Source organism: [Bacteroides] pectinophilus, from assembly GCA_025146925.1.
GTDB lineage: Bacteria > Bacillota > Clostridia > Lachnospirales > Lachnospiraceae > Bacteroides_F > Bacteroides_F pectinophilus.
In genome coordinates, this window is record CP102260.1 from 2,201,084 (window position 1) to 2,215,924 (window position 14,841).

The following is a 14,841-nucleotide window of genomic DNA, read 5'->3' on the forward strand; positions in this document are numbered from 1 at the left end:
GAACCTTTGTTTAGTAGCTATTACCGTAGGTAATACTATTTCCTTTATGAGCAACCTCAATTTTAGACCAATTACCTTTACCAACATTTGAACCCGAAAAAGAACCATTTCCATTCTTGACATATGCGTAATGATCTTTAGTTGAATGATATGCGTGTGCATAATCTTCATTAATAGCAAGAGTATTATAACCATAAGTCAAAACACCTTTTCCGCCATCAGATGTAGTGCTCAATTCCCACTTTTTATCAAATGTCTTATTCCCGTTTGTAACAGAAAATGCCATTACTGGAATTGATGAAGAAATTAACATTGCACTAATAGCTACCCCTACAATCACTTTCTTTGCTCTCATAAGTTTTACCTCCTATGATCTGCTGTATTTCTATTTATATTTTATCAAATATTTTGTATCTAGTCAATCAGTATCTTGACTTATATAGCGTCGAATTGTAAGATATATTCCTTGTAAAATTAACCAAAAGAACAACAGATTTATTGATAATGCTTTTTTAATTACTTCTCCAAAATAAATGATGACAGCCGCACTTGTCAGTATCATCAGTAGGGTAATAACATCCCAACAGTTTTTCTTATATAATTCTATAACCTTTATTTCTATCAGTATTGCCAGTATCCCTGTCCCTGCCACACATATTCCAACAACCAATATCATCAATAACCAATATATGATTCCGGCTATAATCTCATTTGGAATTTTTGTGCTGATTTGTGCCACAGATTGCCCGGCATCAATCGTCCAACCGATAAAAGTTTGTATGAATGATGCTGCATCATGGAAGAATGATTTGCAATCGGAAAGGAACACATCTGACTGTACTGCCTGAAAAAGAGTGGTTGTCAGCGAATACCATGCAAGAAGGAACAAGGTTGTTTGGAACATTACCGTTTTTGCTTTATATTGTCCTGCAAGTTGCTCTTTTTGTGTTTCGTATCTTGCTTTTGCATTCTGATAGGCTGTCCGGTCACAGGCTTCGCATTTTTTATAGAGTACCGGCTTTTCTACCGGTATCTCTACGATTTTCTGATGTGTCCGGGCATAATCCCGTTGTTGTGTTAAGCATCGTATTTTATCTTGACATTCCTCTATCGTGACGTTTGCGCTTCGCAGCTTCTCTTTCTCGCTCCGCAATGCTCTGTCTGCCAGCTTCAAGTCGTTCTTTAATGCTTGAATATTCCCGGCTCTGTTCTCTTTGTTTAATTTCTCGTTCAAGGTCAGAGATTCGTTGAGCTGCGTCTTCAGTTCCACGATAAGCTGGTCTTTCTGTTCCAACTCTTCTTGTATCTCCTCGGTCAAGAGCAGAAGTTCTTCCAACTGTTCGGCGTTCTTTAATTCTCTGGATTCGTTCATCTATATCACGTCCTTTCTCTACCTGCTGTTCCAGTTCAGCAATTCGGTGTTCTGTTTCAGTAATAAACTGTTTTCGCTGTTCAGCTTCTGTGCCAATATCTGCCATTGCTGATTTTCGTTTTCCAAAAGTTCTATCTTCGTTTTCTGTTCTTCCATCTTGGAAAGTAGTTCCTCGGTATTTGGCAAAATGTTGAGCAGCTCGGATAACTCGCTGTTTAATTTTTGCAATTTCTGATTCTGTTCCTGCATAAGAGAGAGTTGGGTGTCCCGGTTCTGCATTTCCAGAAGCATTTCTGCCATTAAGGTCTGCTGTTCTTCGATTTGCCCAATCATGGACTCCATTAAGGGTATAATTTCCCGGCTTTCTTCTAATGTCATTTAATCGCTCCTTCCATAATGATAATGCACCTGATACTTTCCCAAAGGTGTCCAGTATCTTTTGCAATAACGTGTTTTGTTGTTTTATGATTTGATTTTCCGCTACTTTCCACGAACCTTTTATTTCCTGCCCGGCAAGAAACTTTTGTTCAATCTTTCTTGCGTCAGCACCTTCATGGATGGTAGGAATCTGGAGTTTTCCCTGCTTTTCGTAAGAACGGTGATCGACCTGATTATGCAAAGGCAGATGTTCATTACACACCTTTGCCCACTCGCTCCGCCACAGTTCACAGTTTTTTGGATTGTTCCATCCCGTAGCATCGGTCAGTACCCGTTTCCATTGCAGGCGGTTTCTTGCACCAATCTTCTGGATTCCGTTTTCATCTAATACAGGGATACGGATTCCATGACGGTCAGGGTTTTTCTTATCCTGCCACCAGTTCGGATGGGATTCATCAATCACGATATTTCCGCTTTTATCTCTGACAAAATCCCAATCTTTGACTTCTTTCTTCCCCCAAGAATGATCCGGGTTAAAAGGGCGCATTGTCAGAAGCAGATGGACATGAGGATTGCCATCCCCTTTGTCGTGGATACTCCAATCAGCACACATTCCCTTATCCACAAATGTTTTTTTGATATAGTCGGCTGTATATTGAATCTGTTCCTGTCTGCTCCATTCTTTGGGGAGGGCAAATTCAAATGACCTGCCAAGTTGGGCATCTGCACTTTTTTCAATCTTCAATACCTCATTCCATAACCGTTGTTTCTGAAATGTGATTTTAAATTTTTCTAAAGCAGCTTCTTTATCTTCTGACCTTTTGTATCGGACAGATTTTTGAAAGCGTTTTATATTTTCTTCTGGTACTATCTGCCATTCAGGAGGTGCGTTTTCGCACATCATCAGACTGGTGTAGACCACTTCTTTTTTAGAAGTGTAATAACTGATTCGCCCGGTTTCCTCGTTTTTCATCACATCCCCATTGAGATATGCGGAAGCGGAGATAACAGATTTCCCTTTACTTCGTCCGACTATTTTGATTGTGTAATGAAAAATCGCCATGTCTGGATTCCCCCTTTCTGCACATCCGGCATAGATTTCCGGCAACATTGCTTTCAGTTTTAGAAAAAGCAGTATTGCCGGAACGCCCTCTGCGTAAGAGTGCCCTGCGCATAGCAGCCTGCATGGAATGCGCCCCTCTGGCGAAGAGTGCCTCCTGCGGCATGAGCAGGTCTGGCTGAAAGCCCCGCCGACGGAACGAGCCCGGCAAGCGTGAGCGAAGACCGGTTGCCACTTGTGGCAAACTTATTGGGACGACCTCTGGTTGTCCATAAGTGCGCCCTTCATGAAAAAGCAATGAAGGGAATGAAAAACTCATCCCCCCCCGCCATTACACTTCCTCCATATCGGTATGTGTTTCTTTCTGCATTGCCTTTGAAAAAAATTTCCCATTGGCTTCCTGCTTTTTCAGAAAACCAATCAGCTTTGGGATGTCCTCTTCCTCGATAGGCGCACCGAGAACGGATTCCACCGCACCGCCAACCTGACAGAGCCTATGGGTTCGTTTTTTACTTTCTTCGGCTTTCTTTCGTTTCAGAAGTTCTTTCTTCTGTGCTGCATATCGTTTTGCTTTTTCAAGGCTTTCCTGTTCCTTCTTTTCCATTTCAAGCATTCGTTCTTCATAACTTTTTGTTGATTTTGCCATGATTACATTCCCCTTTCTTTTACAAACATAAGTTCTCGGTTGCGTATCAGAAGAAGCACATGGTATAATCTTCTTGCGTGTAGGTATATCATGGCTTCGGTCTGATAGAACCTTTGGCGGTTTCTTTGGAAGCCGCCTTTTTAATTTGCCGCAGTTCTTGTTACGGCTTTTACATTTCCTCTATCCCTCAAATCACGACCTTCATTCGCTTCCATAAACATTTCCAGAATATCGGTTTTAATCAGGACTTTGCGACCAACCTTTAATACTGGAAGTTTCTTCCATTCTACAAGCTGTCTTAAGGTGTTTCTGCCGATTCCCGTATAGTCAGCAGCTTCTTCGATGGATAATGCAATTTTTCTTTGCGTCATATAATCACCTCCTTATAAATTGCATTATGCAATTCTTGTGATGTAAGTATATCCTTTTCATATCTTTTTGTCAAGCGTTACGAAATATTAAAAATAATTTTTAAGTTGCATATTGCAATTACAGAAAAACAATGCTATAATTCATACATACCGAAAAAGGAGGCAGTCAGCATGAAAGATAAAGAACTACGCAAGCTGATAGGCAGCAGAGTAAAACAGCGCCGTCTGGAATTGAATCTGACACAGCCTTATGTCGCAGAAAAGATGGGTGTTACCGCTTCTACAATCCTGCGTTATGAGAATGGTTCGATTGACAATACGAAAAAAATGGTGCTGGAAGGTCTTTCGGAAGCACTCCATGTATCTGTGGAATGGCTCAAAGGGGAAACAGATGAATATGAAACCGACATTACGGATAAGAGAGAGTTACAGATTCGTGATGCGATGGGAGATATTCTGGAACAGTTACCGCTTGCCCTTACCAAAGAAGAAGATGCTTTTTCAAAAGATTTATTACTGCTGATGTTAAAACAATATGGTCTGTTTTTGGATTCCTTCCAGTTCGCCTGCAAAAACTTCAAGGGGAATGCTGGTCAGACGGATATTGCCAAAACAATAGGGTTTGAATCGAATGATGAATATAATGAGATTATGTTCTTAAGGGAAATCACTCACACCATCAATGCTTTTAATGAGATGGCAGACGTTGTAAGGCTCTATTCCAAGAAACCAAAAACAGCAGAACAAAGGCTTGCAAATCTTTTATCAGAAGTCTTATACGAAGATTCCGAATCGGTATAGTAAGACAACCGGAGTTATGATATACTTACACGCACGAAGCATTTCATCAGTTCCGATTGTCTAATATCGAAAGGAGACATACGATTATGGCAAAAGGATCTGTAAGAAAAAAAGGAAAGAAATGGTACTACCGCTTCTATGTAGAGGACGCAAGCGGCAATCTTGTTCAGAAAGAATGCGTTGGAACAGAAAGCAAAAGTGAAACTGAAAAGCTGCTCCGTCAGGCAATGGATGATTATGAGAAAAAGAAATTTGTTGCCAAAGCGGAAAATCTCACAGTCGGACAGCTTTTGGATGTGTGGGCAGAGGAGGAATTAAAAACAGGTACGCTCAGCAATGGTACGGTGGAGAATTACCTCGGAACAATCCGAAATATCAAGAAACACCCATTGGCAGAACGGAAACTGAAAAATGTAACCTCTGAACATTTGCAATCCTTCTTCGATTTGCTTTCCTTCGGGGGAGTTCATCCCGACGGAAAAGAGAGAAAGGGTTACAGCAAAGATTATATCCATTCTTTTTCCGCAGTCATGCAGCAGTCCTTCCGTTTTGCAGTATTTCCAAAGCAGTATATTACGTTCAATCCCATGCAGTATATTAAACTGCGGTATCAGACGGATGAAGTGGATTTGTTTTCCGATGAGGATATGGACGGAAATGTCCAACCAATTTCACGAGAAGATTATGAAAGATTGCTTGCTTATCTGCAAAAAAAGAACCCAGCCGCAATACTTCCAATCCAGATAGCCTATTATGCCGGGCTTCGTATTGGAGAAGCCTGCGGTTTGGCATGGCAGGACGTAAATCTGGAAGAACAATGCCTTACCATAAGACGCAGCATCCGATATGATGGCTCAAAGCGCAAATATATCATCGGACCAACCAAGCGGAAAAAAGTAAGGGTTGTTGATTTTGGAGATACACTGGTAGAGATTTTCCGTAATGCCCGGAAAGAGCAGTTAAAAAATCGAATGCAGTACGGAGAACTTTATCACACGAACTACTACAAAGAGGTCAAAGAGAAAAACAGAGTGTACTACGAATATTATTGTTTAGACAGAACAGAGGAAGTCCCGACAGATTATAAAGAAATTTCTTTCGTCTGTTTAAGACCGGATGGTTGTTTGGAACTTCCAACTACTTTGGGGACTGTTTGCAGAAAGGTGGCAAAAACATTAGAGGGATTTGAAGGCTTTCATTTCCACCAGTTACGTCACACCTATACAAGCAACCTTTTAGCAAATGGAGCTGCCCCAAAAGATGTGCAGGAATTGTTGGGACACTCAGATGTCAGTACCACAATGAACGTCTATGCTCACTCCACAAGAGATGCGAAACGAAAATCAGTTCGGCTTCTTGATAAAGTGGTGGGCAATGACTAAAAAATTTCCCTTATTTCCCTTGTGATTATCTCATAAGGGCAAAAATAAGGGAAACTACATATCATTTCACTAATGGACAGGCGGGAAAGCCTATAAAATGGGGAAAGTTAGAGGAATAATTATATAAATCCCAGTTTATATAGCTGAAAAATCTGGATTTGTGAGGAAAAGATGAATGGAACAAAAGAGTAAAAATGGGGTTTCAATCATAGGTGGTGCAGATGGTCCTACAAGCGTTTTTATAGCTGGACATTCAAAAAAACACCCATTAAAGCTTAGGATTAAAAATAGCATATATAGATATAAGAGAAAAAAAGTAGAGAAGACAATAGTGGCAAATCCGCATTCACTTTCTGAAACAGTGCGGTATGCAAAAGAAAAATACGGATTGACAGAAACTGCTTCAGTCGATAGAGAATATATTGAACAAATAAAATGCCTAAAAGAAAGTTTGATTTTGCAACATGAACCAGAACTTTTGGGAGAAATGAAGGATATTCCATTACCAGATTATTTTAATGAAGCATCTGTTAAAGAGTATTTGAGTAAAATAAAGACTCGGAGTGAAATGATTGCTGAAATGCCCGATAGTGTAATTCCTATGGATTTTCATTTGTATAAAATAGAAATTAATGATAATTTTCTTACAATGGAAATAGATTATACTTGGAATATATTTGGAATGTCTTATTCAGGAAATAAAGCGGTAATGAAAAAGTTTAAGAAAATAGCCAGAGATTTATACGGTTATTATGGTGTTACCGAGGAAGATATTGTAAATAAGACAGAAAGATATTCGTCACTGGTAACGAGCTTGAGTTCATAACTTAAAGTTTAATGAGCTGGAAAATCGGAAGTTTGTGAGGTGTTGGCATGAGTGAATTTATGATATTAGCGATTGTATTTATTTCAATGTTGGTTTTGTTTTATTTTTTATGGGTCAACGGATATATGATTTTGAACGCAAAACGAGCCTTATTATTTGTTGGTTCTCTCAGAGGGAAAAATAAATGCGAAGTTTCTTTTTCATCTTGTAGCGGATATGTAAAAAAGGTAATAAAATTTAACGAAAGTCGTGAATATACTTTTAAGTTGGATGGCGATGTCTCAAAAGGAAGTATCCATGTTATTGTAGAAAATAAAAATAAAGAGACCATATTAGATTTGACACCAGAGATAAAAACCGGTATGTTGACTGTCGATGAAAAATGTAGATATTATCTAATGCTTAAATTTGAAAAAGCAGATGGCAAGATTAAGTTACAATGGGATTAGTGGGTATATAGTTTATAAAATCATCACTTTTCAAATCGAAATTGACAAAGGAGTTGAGCTGATATGAAAAAGAAAATCATCATATTACTGTCTGTTGTGATAATTCTTTTGATGGGCATTGTTGTATGGTTTAATATTCCACTCGACTTGATGGACTTAGACCCTAATGAGGTCATAGAAATAGTTGTTTTCAATGGCAATAGCGGAAACGCAACACATATTACCTACAAAGAGCAGATTCAGCATATTGTCGAAAATTTGAATGGCGTCGAAGTAAAGCGGTCAAAGCCATCTTTGGGATATATGGGATATAGTTTCAAAGTTACTATTTATTTGTCTGATGGCAACGAGGCAGGCGATTGGAATAATTTTATTATCAATTCAGATGATACAATTAGAAAAGATCCATTTTTCTATTCTGTTACAAAGGGAAATATTGATTACAGCTATATTGAAGGTATCGTAGAATAACAAAAATCCCAGTTTGCAAGAGAAAGGTATGGTGAGCGAATGAGAATATTATACGAACTTTTATGGTTATGGGAGACGCTGGTTATTGCGCTTGCGGCTGCGGCTGTTTGCGTGGTTTGCGCCATGCTAATCTGCAAGGCAGTAAAGAAGAACCTCAGCAAAAAAACGGCGGCAGTTATCGGCGCAGCAGCGTTTGCGGGCGCTGTTTTGGCAGTCATTGTGATTGCCCGGACTCCGATGCCGCTTTGATTAAACGGGATGAGCCGCTTCAAATGCCGTTGTCCTCGAGACCGTTTCAAGTTTTGTGTAAACGTTAAAAACTGATATAAGATTTGTGAATAGTTACAAATGGGCAGAGCCGATTTTCCGGATTCTGCCCATATCTGCATTATACAGTAGTTTTTTGGCATGTCAATAAAACCTGCCTAAAATTGACTGCTTTACAGGTTCCGTCCTGCCAGACGTTCTTCAAAATAAATTTCAAGCTGGGAATGGATCTGTCCCCAGTCCTGCCTGTGTCCGGTCCATTTTTTCGTGATATCCATGGTTGCCAGATACAGCATTTTCAAAAGGCTGTCATCTGACGGAAAAACGGTCTTGCTTTTGGTCACTTTCCGAAGCTGACGGTTGAATCCTTCAATGGCATTTGTGGTATAAATCAAACGTCTTACAGCTTCTGGATACTTGAAATAAGTGGACAGTGTTGCCCAGTTATCATGCCAGGATTTATAGATTTTTGGGTACTTGGAATCCCATTTATCCTTGAACAATTCTAACTCATTTAAAGCTGTTTCTTCCGTTGGAGCTGCATATACAAGCTTCAGATCAGCCATCAGTTTTTTGATGTCTTTGTATGAAACAAACTTCGTTGAATTACGAATCTGATGGATGATACACTGTTGAATCTCTGTTTTTGGATAAACAGCCTCGATTGCCTGTGGAAATCCATTTAAACCATCAACGCATGCAATCAGGATATCCTCAACGCCTCTGTTTTTTAATCCATTCATGATAGAAAGCCAGAACTTTGCACTTTCGTTTTCTCCAACATACATTCCAAGAACATCTTTTTTCCCATTCATATCGATACCAAGGGCAATGTAAACCGCACGTTTTACAATACGTCCTTCACTGCGGACGTGATAGTGGATTGCATCCATAAATACTACAGCATACACTTCTTCCAAAGGGCGTTCCTGCCATTCTTTTACAATCGGCAGGATTTTGTCTGTGATCCGGCTGATTGTGCTGTCAGAAATATCAATATCGTATAATTCACGCATGTGGGATTCAATGTCTCCAGTTGTCATTCCCTTGGCATACATGGAAAGTATTTTTTCTTCCATGTCCTGAGTTACGGTATTCTGATATTTTTTAATCAGCTGTGGTTCATAATCACCGTTACGATCCCTTGGTATAGCTACATCCATATCTCCATAACTGGTGTGCATGGTTTTGCTGGAATGTCCATTTCTACTATTGTCTGTTTCTTTGTTCCGATAGTCATACTTGGAATATCCTAATTCTTCATCTAGTTCTTCATCCAAAGCACCTTCCAAAATGACAGACATCATGTCACGCATGATGCTGTTAACATCAGTGCCATCTTTGATGCTGATATCATTATTTTTCAGATAGTCACGCATCATTTCTCTCATTGCTGCTTTTTGTGGGCTGTCTTTTCTTCTTGCCATAAAAATAACCTCCAAACTGAGTAATTTTATCTTACATCAGTTTGGAGGTTTACACAAACTTTGGGATACTCCCTTGTCCTCTCCGGCGGCAACGGCATTTTCACGGTCTGCGTATAGTTCCTTGTAAACTGACCTAACCCTCTGTTCCGATAAACTCTCCCATACTGACTGTTGAGCCGTCCGTCATTGTAACTGAAGCAACATTTCTGCCCGTGTCATCGCTTGTACTCAATGATATTGATTTTATTCCGGCATCGTTCAATGCTGCCAACTCATCCTGCTGGCTTATTCCACATCTAAACTTCAACAATACTATCTGCCATTTGAATAGTCTTTTTTCTATGTGCAATCATAATTACTGTTTTTCTCTTTTTTAAACTTGCTATTGAATCCGCAATCATTTGCTCTGATTCATTATCAAGTGCCGATGTTGCCTCATCCATAAGTATAACAGGAGAATCTTTCAATATAGCTCTGGCAATAGCTATTCTCTGTCGTTCTCCTCCTGATAAATTGTTTCCTCTATTTATGATTACTGTATCATATCCATTTTCCATTTTTGATATGAATTCATGTGCATTTGCCAACTTTGCTGCTTCCATTACCTCCTGCTTCGAAGCAGTTTTTCTCGCATATCGAATATTATCCAGAATACTCACATTATATAAATACGGCTCCTGTGGTACATACGCTATCTGTTCCCTAACCTTTGAAATTCCCAATTCACTAATTGATTTTCCAAAAATCAGAATATCTCCCCGGTCTATCGTATAGAATCCCAGCAAAAGTTTTGCTAATGTACTTTTTCCACATCCGGATGGACCAACTGCAGCAATTAGTTTATTTGCCGGAAACTCATATGTAGCTCTATTAAAGAGCTTTTCTTTGTCTTTATATCCAAAGGATATATTGCTAAACACCACTGCATCTTCTTTTTGAGTGACTGGCTTAACCAATATAGACTTTGAAATAATTTCTTTATTTTCTTCCGGCAGTTCTAAAAATTCAAATATTCTTTCTGCATATGCTATGCAATTAACAAGTTCCGGAAAATTTTTACCAAGTTGTAAAAATCTAAAACTTAGCGATGTATATAATGTATATATTGCTGCCACCTCTCCAATAGTTGCAAATTTCTGCTGAACCAATATAATTCCAAGCACAACAAACATCAATGCACAAAATAAATCAAATCCACTATTAAACATTTCTAGTAAAGCAGCCAGACGCATTTTTTCTTTTTGTTCTACAGTATATTGATTATTAACCGTTTTATACTTAAGTACTCCTTTATGATTGATATCATAAATTTTGCTAATACCTGCGCCAGCAATCATATCAGAAAGTATATTTGTCATTACGGCATTATTTTTTGAAAGCTTTTTTCCCACCTTCTTCATCGGATTGGAAAGCAAAGCATTAATCAAGAACAATATGACATTAAATGCAATTAACACGATTGTCATAAAAGGATTAATAATCATCATTGCAACAGCGAAGACAGCAACAAAGATTATCGGAGCCAAAACTCTTCTTAATCTTGACGAGTATATATTTGATGCGATGTCTGTATCATATACCAGCTTTGACAGAATTTCTCCACTATGATGTTCTTCATAATACACATATGGGAATTTCATGGATTTTTCAAATACCAGCATCTTCAATTTTAATGACATTCTCTTTGCTTCATTGTTATAAATACACATAAAAATCGATGCCATTATAATTGCCAATATTCCCATAATAACCGTAATGATTATTTGTGATTTTCTTTCATATACACTTCCCTGGTTAGCACAATCGAATATAATTTTCATAAATACAGAGCCTGCAACCTCAAACAAAGCATTTAATGCAGTCATCATAAATATGGACAGCAGATATAATGGCAGTCTTCTTTCCATCATCTGCAAACTTTTTACAAGATTTTTTGCAATACCCACTAATTATGCGCCTCCTTACCATATAATGCAGCATATATTCCATTTTTCCTAATCAGTTCTTCATGGTTTCCTACTTCAACAATTTCTCCTTTATCCATGCAGTAAATCCTATCAACATTTTTAATGGTAGATAATCTGTGTGCAATGATAATAACTGTGTTTTCATGATTTTCTGAAATTGTTTTACTAATTATCTTCTCTGTTTGCTCGTCCAATGCTGATGTTGGTTCATCTAACAAAATTATCGGACTATTTTTATATATTGCTCTTGCAATAGAAAGCCTCTGTCGTTCCCCTCCCGAAAGATTCGCACCCCGTTCTCCAACTTCTGTGTTAAATCCATCTGGCAGCTCACAAACTTTCTGATATATGCCTGCTTTTTTACAAGCATTTTCTACTTTCTCAATATCAATATTCTTTGCTCCATATGCTAAATTCTCTAATATAGTTTCAGGAAACAAAAATGAGTCTTGCGGTACATACGAAATCAACCTTCTTGCTTCATTTATATCCCATTTGGAAAACACTTGTCCACACAAGTAATAATCGCCCTCATCAACCTCTTCAAATCCACACAACAACTTAAGCAATGTAGATTTTCCAGCTCCTGATGCACCAACTATCGCCACTTTTTCTCCTTGTTTTATACTCACATTTATATCTTTTAGAATTCTATTCTCAAAACATTTCGTATTACCACTTGCATATGAAAATGACACATTCTTCAATTCGATAATATTTTCCACATTCTTTAATTCACTACCCTTATAGTCACCGCTTACTTCTTTTGGCGCACAAAGCAACTCCTCTATTCGTTTTACCGAAATCAGCATTTCCCTGGCATCAATTATTCTAAAAGGTAATTCACTTAACGATGTAGAAATCTTACCAAACAACACAAGAAATGACATAAATTCACCTATCGTAATCGTATTCTTTAATACAAGAAATAAGGCAATTAGAGAACAACCAACGGACGGTACCCATTTCATTAATAAAACAATACCATTAGCTAATGCCTGATATCTATTCCTCGAATATTCATTCTTAAGTATTTCTTTTGCCTTTGATGAAACCCGCAACCCTAATGTTTCTTCTATTGCATATGCTTTTGCAACCTCAATACCCTCTATGTTGTCTAATGCAATATCCGCAAGTTCGTCATACTTTCCTCTACGTTTTCTTGCTAAATCATTTATTTTTTTTGCAATCATGTCACTTGTAAATATAACAAGCGGAAACGTGACCACGATTCCTGCAAAAATGAGCCAATTCATTTTTACTAAAGCTATGCTGATAGTTATAATGGTTACTGCATATTGTAATATCTCCGGGAATATCTCCGACAGCAGCTTTCCCATATCATTAATATCAGAAGTAAGTTTGTTAATTATAGTTCCTTCGTTCTTTTCAAAAAATCTATACTGTACCCTTTCCAACGATTCAACAGTTATATTCTTACAATCTTTTTGTACTTTAATGCTAAAAAGTTCATTAGTAATACTTTTTATATAAGTTACCACCATAGATATTATAATTATCAATAAGGTATTACCTGCAACATACTCAATATCAATATTATCGCCATCGAACATTGCATTAATTGCGTTGGAAATAATTTCAGAACCAATAACCACTAACTCAGATAAAATATATGAAAGAATTCCAGCCACAACGAATAAATAGCAATATTTCAACATAATCCTTCTAATCGTATGCTGCGTTCTCATAATAATCCCTCCTCTTGTTTTTACTTTTGCATTATTATATAATATTAAAAAAGTGATTTCATCAATTATAAACGCAATTTTCATCACATATCTATAATTTGATGCTTTTTATAAAATAGCATTAATCACCCATTAATCACAGACGAAAGGAATGATTATATATGCCACTACCTTTAAAACCTGAAGAAAATATTTATATTGACCATAAAATCTTAGATGGAACTTACTCTATGCCTACCATGCAGGCAGCATCCGATCATTATACGATAGGTTATATGGTATCAGGCGATCGACGATGGATTTCCACTAAAGCAATTCGTACTTCTCACGCTGGAGATGCCGGCATATCCAAACCACATGTGTATCATCGTAATTGCTCTATGTCCGACACTCCGTATGACAGATATGTGATTAAAGTCAAAACACAAATCTTTCAACCCATAATTGATATTATAGGAGAGGAAGAATTAGACTTTATATGTTCCAACTATCTTCATTTTACAAAAGATTCTCAAAAAATTATTCACTCTATGTATGAAGAAATGCTACAAGAATACAACAAAAATACCTCTTATTCTCAACTTATCCTTCAAGGTATGGTTTATAAATTATTTTTTTATATGTATGAAAACCATATTCCATCTGAAGAGGATGAACATACCTTGTATATTAATAAATTTGATGAACGTATCCAAACTTCCTTATGTTACATTGAAGACAATCTTATGGACGGTTCATCTATTGAAGATGTCGCAGCTTATGTTTCGCTATCACCCTCGCATTTTTCACGACTATTTAAGAATGTTACCGGTTCTTCATACACAGATTATATTACTGACGTAAGGTTACAACATACGCAAATACTACTTGGAACAACTGATTTGTCAATAAATGATATTGCAGCTAAAGTTGGAGTATCAAATGGAAATTATATAAGTACATTGTTCAAAAAAAGATATGGGATTACTCCCACCGATTACAGAAAAGAAATTAAAAAGAGCATGTAAAAAAACTCCATCCTGTGTCAGCATGCAGCCGATTGTGGAGCCTGGCCTTGGGTTATGCGATAACATCAAACCGGATAGATTCTTCGGAACTGAACGAAAACGCTTTTAAGGGTCTTGCATTAGCGAGGCTCTTTGTTTTTGCAAAGGACTAAAGAATTATGAATCTCTTACAGCAGTCTGCACAAGCTTGGAAAGAAATAACTGAATATAGATATTTATTTACATATGGCTATAAGAAGCAGTTATATCCTATTAATCTTAGTGTAAAAACAAGATAAAGCAGGTTCCATCGACCTGCTTTCATTACTTAATTCTTTTTCCCACCACAACAAATCTTCCGTCTTCTGTATGGTAAGAACAGCAGGACAATACCAATTATGATACAAAGAGAAAAAAGAATCAGGCAGAGATAATAAATTCGCTTTCTGATGAATTCTTTTGTCTCTGCCCTTCTTATTTTCTCCCACAAAGTGTTTTCGTGGGAATATTTTTTCATTTATTTTCTTACAGCTTTCTTTTTATGAGTGATACAAAGTACTGTTCCGGAGATAAGCATAAGAGCAAACAGCCCTGCTATCGGAGCATTATCTCCGGTCTTTGGAACATCATCCTTTATTGTACTTCCAGATTGCAGTGTATAGTTTGCTGCATCCACAAGTTTATCATCCATCTTCGCTGTTGTGGTTCTTCTTCAGTCCAAGCGAAAGG

Annotated in this window: 17 protein-coding genes; 7 read left to right on the forward strand and 10 right to left on the reverse strand. The window is 37.5% G+C overall.

Annotated elements, in window-relative coordinates:
• Positions 1–10: 10 nt before the first annotated feature.
• From NQ488_10360 to NQ488_10380, 5 genes are all read right to left on the reverse strand, one after another.
• Positions 11–355, reverse strand: a complete 345-nt coding sequence (locus tag NQ488_10360; GenBank protein ID UWN94974.1) for a hypothetical protein — start codon at positions 353–355, stop codon at positions 11–13.
• A 63-nt stretch (positions 356–418) separates the two neighbouring features.
• Positions 419–1,153, reverse strand: a complete 735-nt coding sequence (locus NQ488_10365) for a DUF6040 family protein (GenBank protein UWN94975.1) — start codon at positions 1,151–1,153, stop codon at positions 419–421.
• On the reverse strand, positions 1,092–2,813 hold the full coding sequence (locus tag NQ488_10370) for a MobA/MobL family protein (protein ID UWN94976.1): 1,722 nt from the start codon (positions 2,811–2,813) through the stop codon (positions 1,092–1,094). The genes NQ488_10365 and NQ488_10370 overlap by 62 nt, the downstream gene beginning before the upstream one ends.
• Before the next feature lie 328 nt (positions 2,814–3,141).
• On the reverse strand, positions 3,142–3,456 hold the full coding sequence (locus NQ488_10375; GenBank protein ID UWN94977.1) for a DUF3847 domain-containing protein: 315 nt from the start codon (positions 3,454–3,456) through the stop codon (positions 3,142–3,144).
• Positions 3,457–3,596: 140 nt separating this feature from the next.
• Positions 3,597–3,827, reverse strand: a complete 231-nt coding sequence (locus tag NQ488_10380) for a helix-turn-helix domain-containing protein (protein ID UWN94978.1) — start codon at positions 3,825–3,827, stop codon at positions 3,597–3,599.
• A gap of 171 nt (positions 3,828–3,998) precedes the next feature.
• On the opposite strand from NQ488_10380, the gene NQ488_10385 reads away from it, so the two are divergent.
• From NQ488_10385 to NQ488_10410, 6 genes are all read left to right on the forward strand, one after another.
• The gene (locus NQ488_10385; GenBank protein UWN94979.1) at positions 3,999–4,628 is read left to right on the forward strand and encodes a helix-turn-helix domain-containing protein; all 630 of its coding nucleotides are present in this window, start codon (positions 3,999–4,001) and stop codon (positions 4,626–4,628) included.
• A gap of 86 nt (positions 4,629–4,714) precedes the next feature.
• The gene (locus tag NQ488_10390) at positions 4,715–6,010 is read left to right on the forward strand and encodes a site-specific integrase (GenBank protein UWN94980.1); all 1,296 of its coding nucleotides are present in this window, start codon (positions 4,715–4,717) and stop codon (positions 6,008–6,010) included.
• Between the two features lie 175 nt (positions 6,011–6,185).
• A complete protein-coding gene (locus NQ488_10395) occupies positions 6,186–6,836 on the forward strand; it encodes a sodium ion-translocating decarboxylase subunit beta (protein UWN94981.1) in 651 nt (216 codons plus the stop codon).
• 47 nt (positions 6,837–6,883) lie between these two features.
• A complete protein-coding gene (locus tag NQ488_10400; GenBank protein ID UWN94982.1) occupies positions 6,884–7,285 on the forward strand; it encodes a hypothetical protein in 402 nt (133 codons plus the stop codon).
• A 63-nt stretch (positions 7,286–7,348) separates the two neighbouring features.
• Positions 7,349–7,756, forward strand: coding sequence for a hypothetical protein (locus tag NQ488_10405; protein ID UWN94983.1), 408 nt, complete (start codon positions 7,349–7,351; stop codon positions 7,754–7,756).
• 39 nt (positions 7,757–7,795) lie between these two features.
• Positions 7,796–8,005 carry a hypothetical protein gene (locus NQ488_10410; protein UWN94984.1) on the forward strand — a complete coding sequence of 70 codons (210 nt, stop codon included), beginning with the start codon at positions 7,796–7,798 and terminating at the stop codon, positions 8,003–8,005.
• A 191-nt stretch (positions 8,006–8,196) separates the two neighbouring features.
• Here NQ488_10410 and NQ488_10415 read toward each other — a convergent pair whose 3' ends face one another.
• From NQ488_10415 to NQ488_10430, 4 genes are all read right to left on the reverse strand, one after another.
• On the reverse strand, positions 8,197–9,414 hold the full coding sequence (locus tag NQ488_10415) for an IS256 family transposase (GenBank protein ID UWN97146.1): 1,218 nt from the start codon (positions 9,412–9,414) through the stop codon (positions 8,197–8,199).
• 169 nt (positions 9,415–9,583) lie between these two features.
• The gene (locus NQ488_10420; protein ID UWN94985.1) at positions 9,584–9,757 is read right to left on the reverse strand and encodes a hypothetical protein; all 174 of its coding nucleotides are present in this window, start codon (positions 9,755–9,757) and stop codon (positions 9,584–9,586) included.
• The gene (locus NQ488_10425; GenBank protein UWN94986.1) at positions 9,747–11,396 is read right to left on the reverse strand and encodes an ABC transporter ATP-binding protein/permease; all 1,650 of its coding nucleotides are present in this window, start codon (positions 11,394–11,396) and stop codon (positions 9,747–9,749) included. The genes NQ488_10420 and NQ488_10425 overlap by 11 nt, the downstream gene beginning before the upstream one ends.
• On the reverse strand, positions 11,396–13,126 hold the full coding sequence (locus NQ488_10430) for an ABC transporter ATP-binding protein/permease (GenBank protein UWN94987.1): 1,731 nt from the start codon (positions 13,124–13,126) through the stop codon (positions 11,396–11,398). The genes NQ488_10425 and NQ488_10430 overlap by 1 nt, the downstream gene beginning before the upstream one ends.
• Before the next feature lie 161 nt (positions 13,127–13,287).
• Between NQ488_10430 and NQ488_10435 the strand changes: the two genes are divergently transcribed.
• Positions 13,288–14,133, forward strand: coding sequence for an AraC family transcriptional regulator (locus NQ488_10435; protein ID UWN94988.1), 846 nt, complete (start codon positions 13,288–13,290; stop codon positions 14,131–14,133).
• 496 nt (positions 14,134–14,629) lie between these two features.
• Here the strand turns inward: NQ488_10435 and NQ488_10440 are convergent, their stop codons facing one another.
• The gene (locus NQ488_10440) at positions 14,630–14,803 is read right to left on the reverse strand and encodes a sortase B protein-sorting domain-containing protein (GenBank protein UWN94989.1); all 174 of its coding nucleotides are present in this window, start codon (positions 14,801–14,803) and stop codon (positions 14,630–14,632) included.
• Positions 14,804–14,841 lie beyond the last annotated feature (38 nt).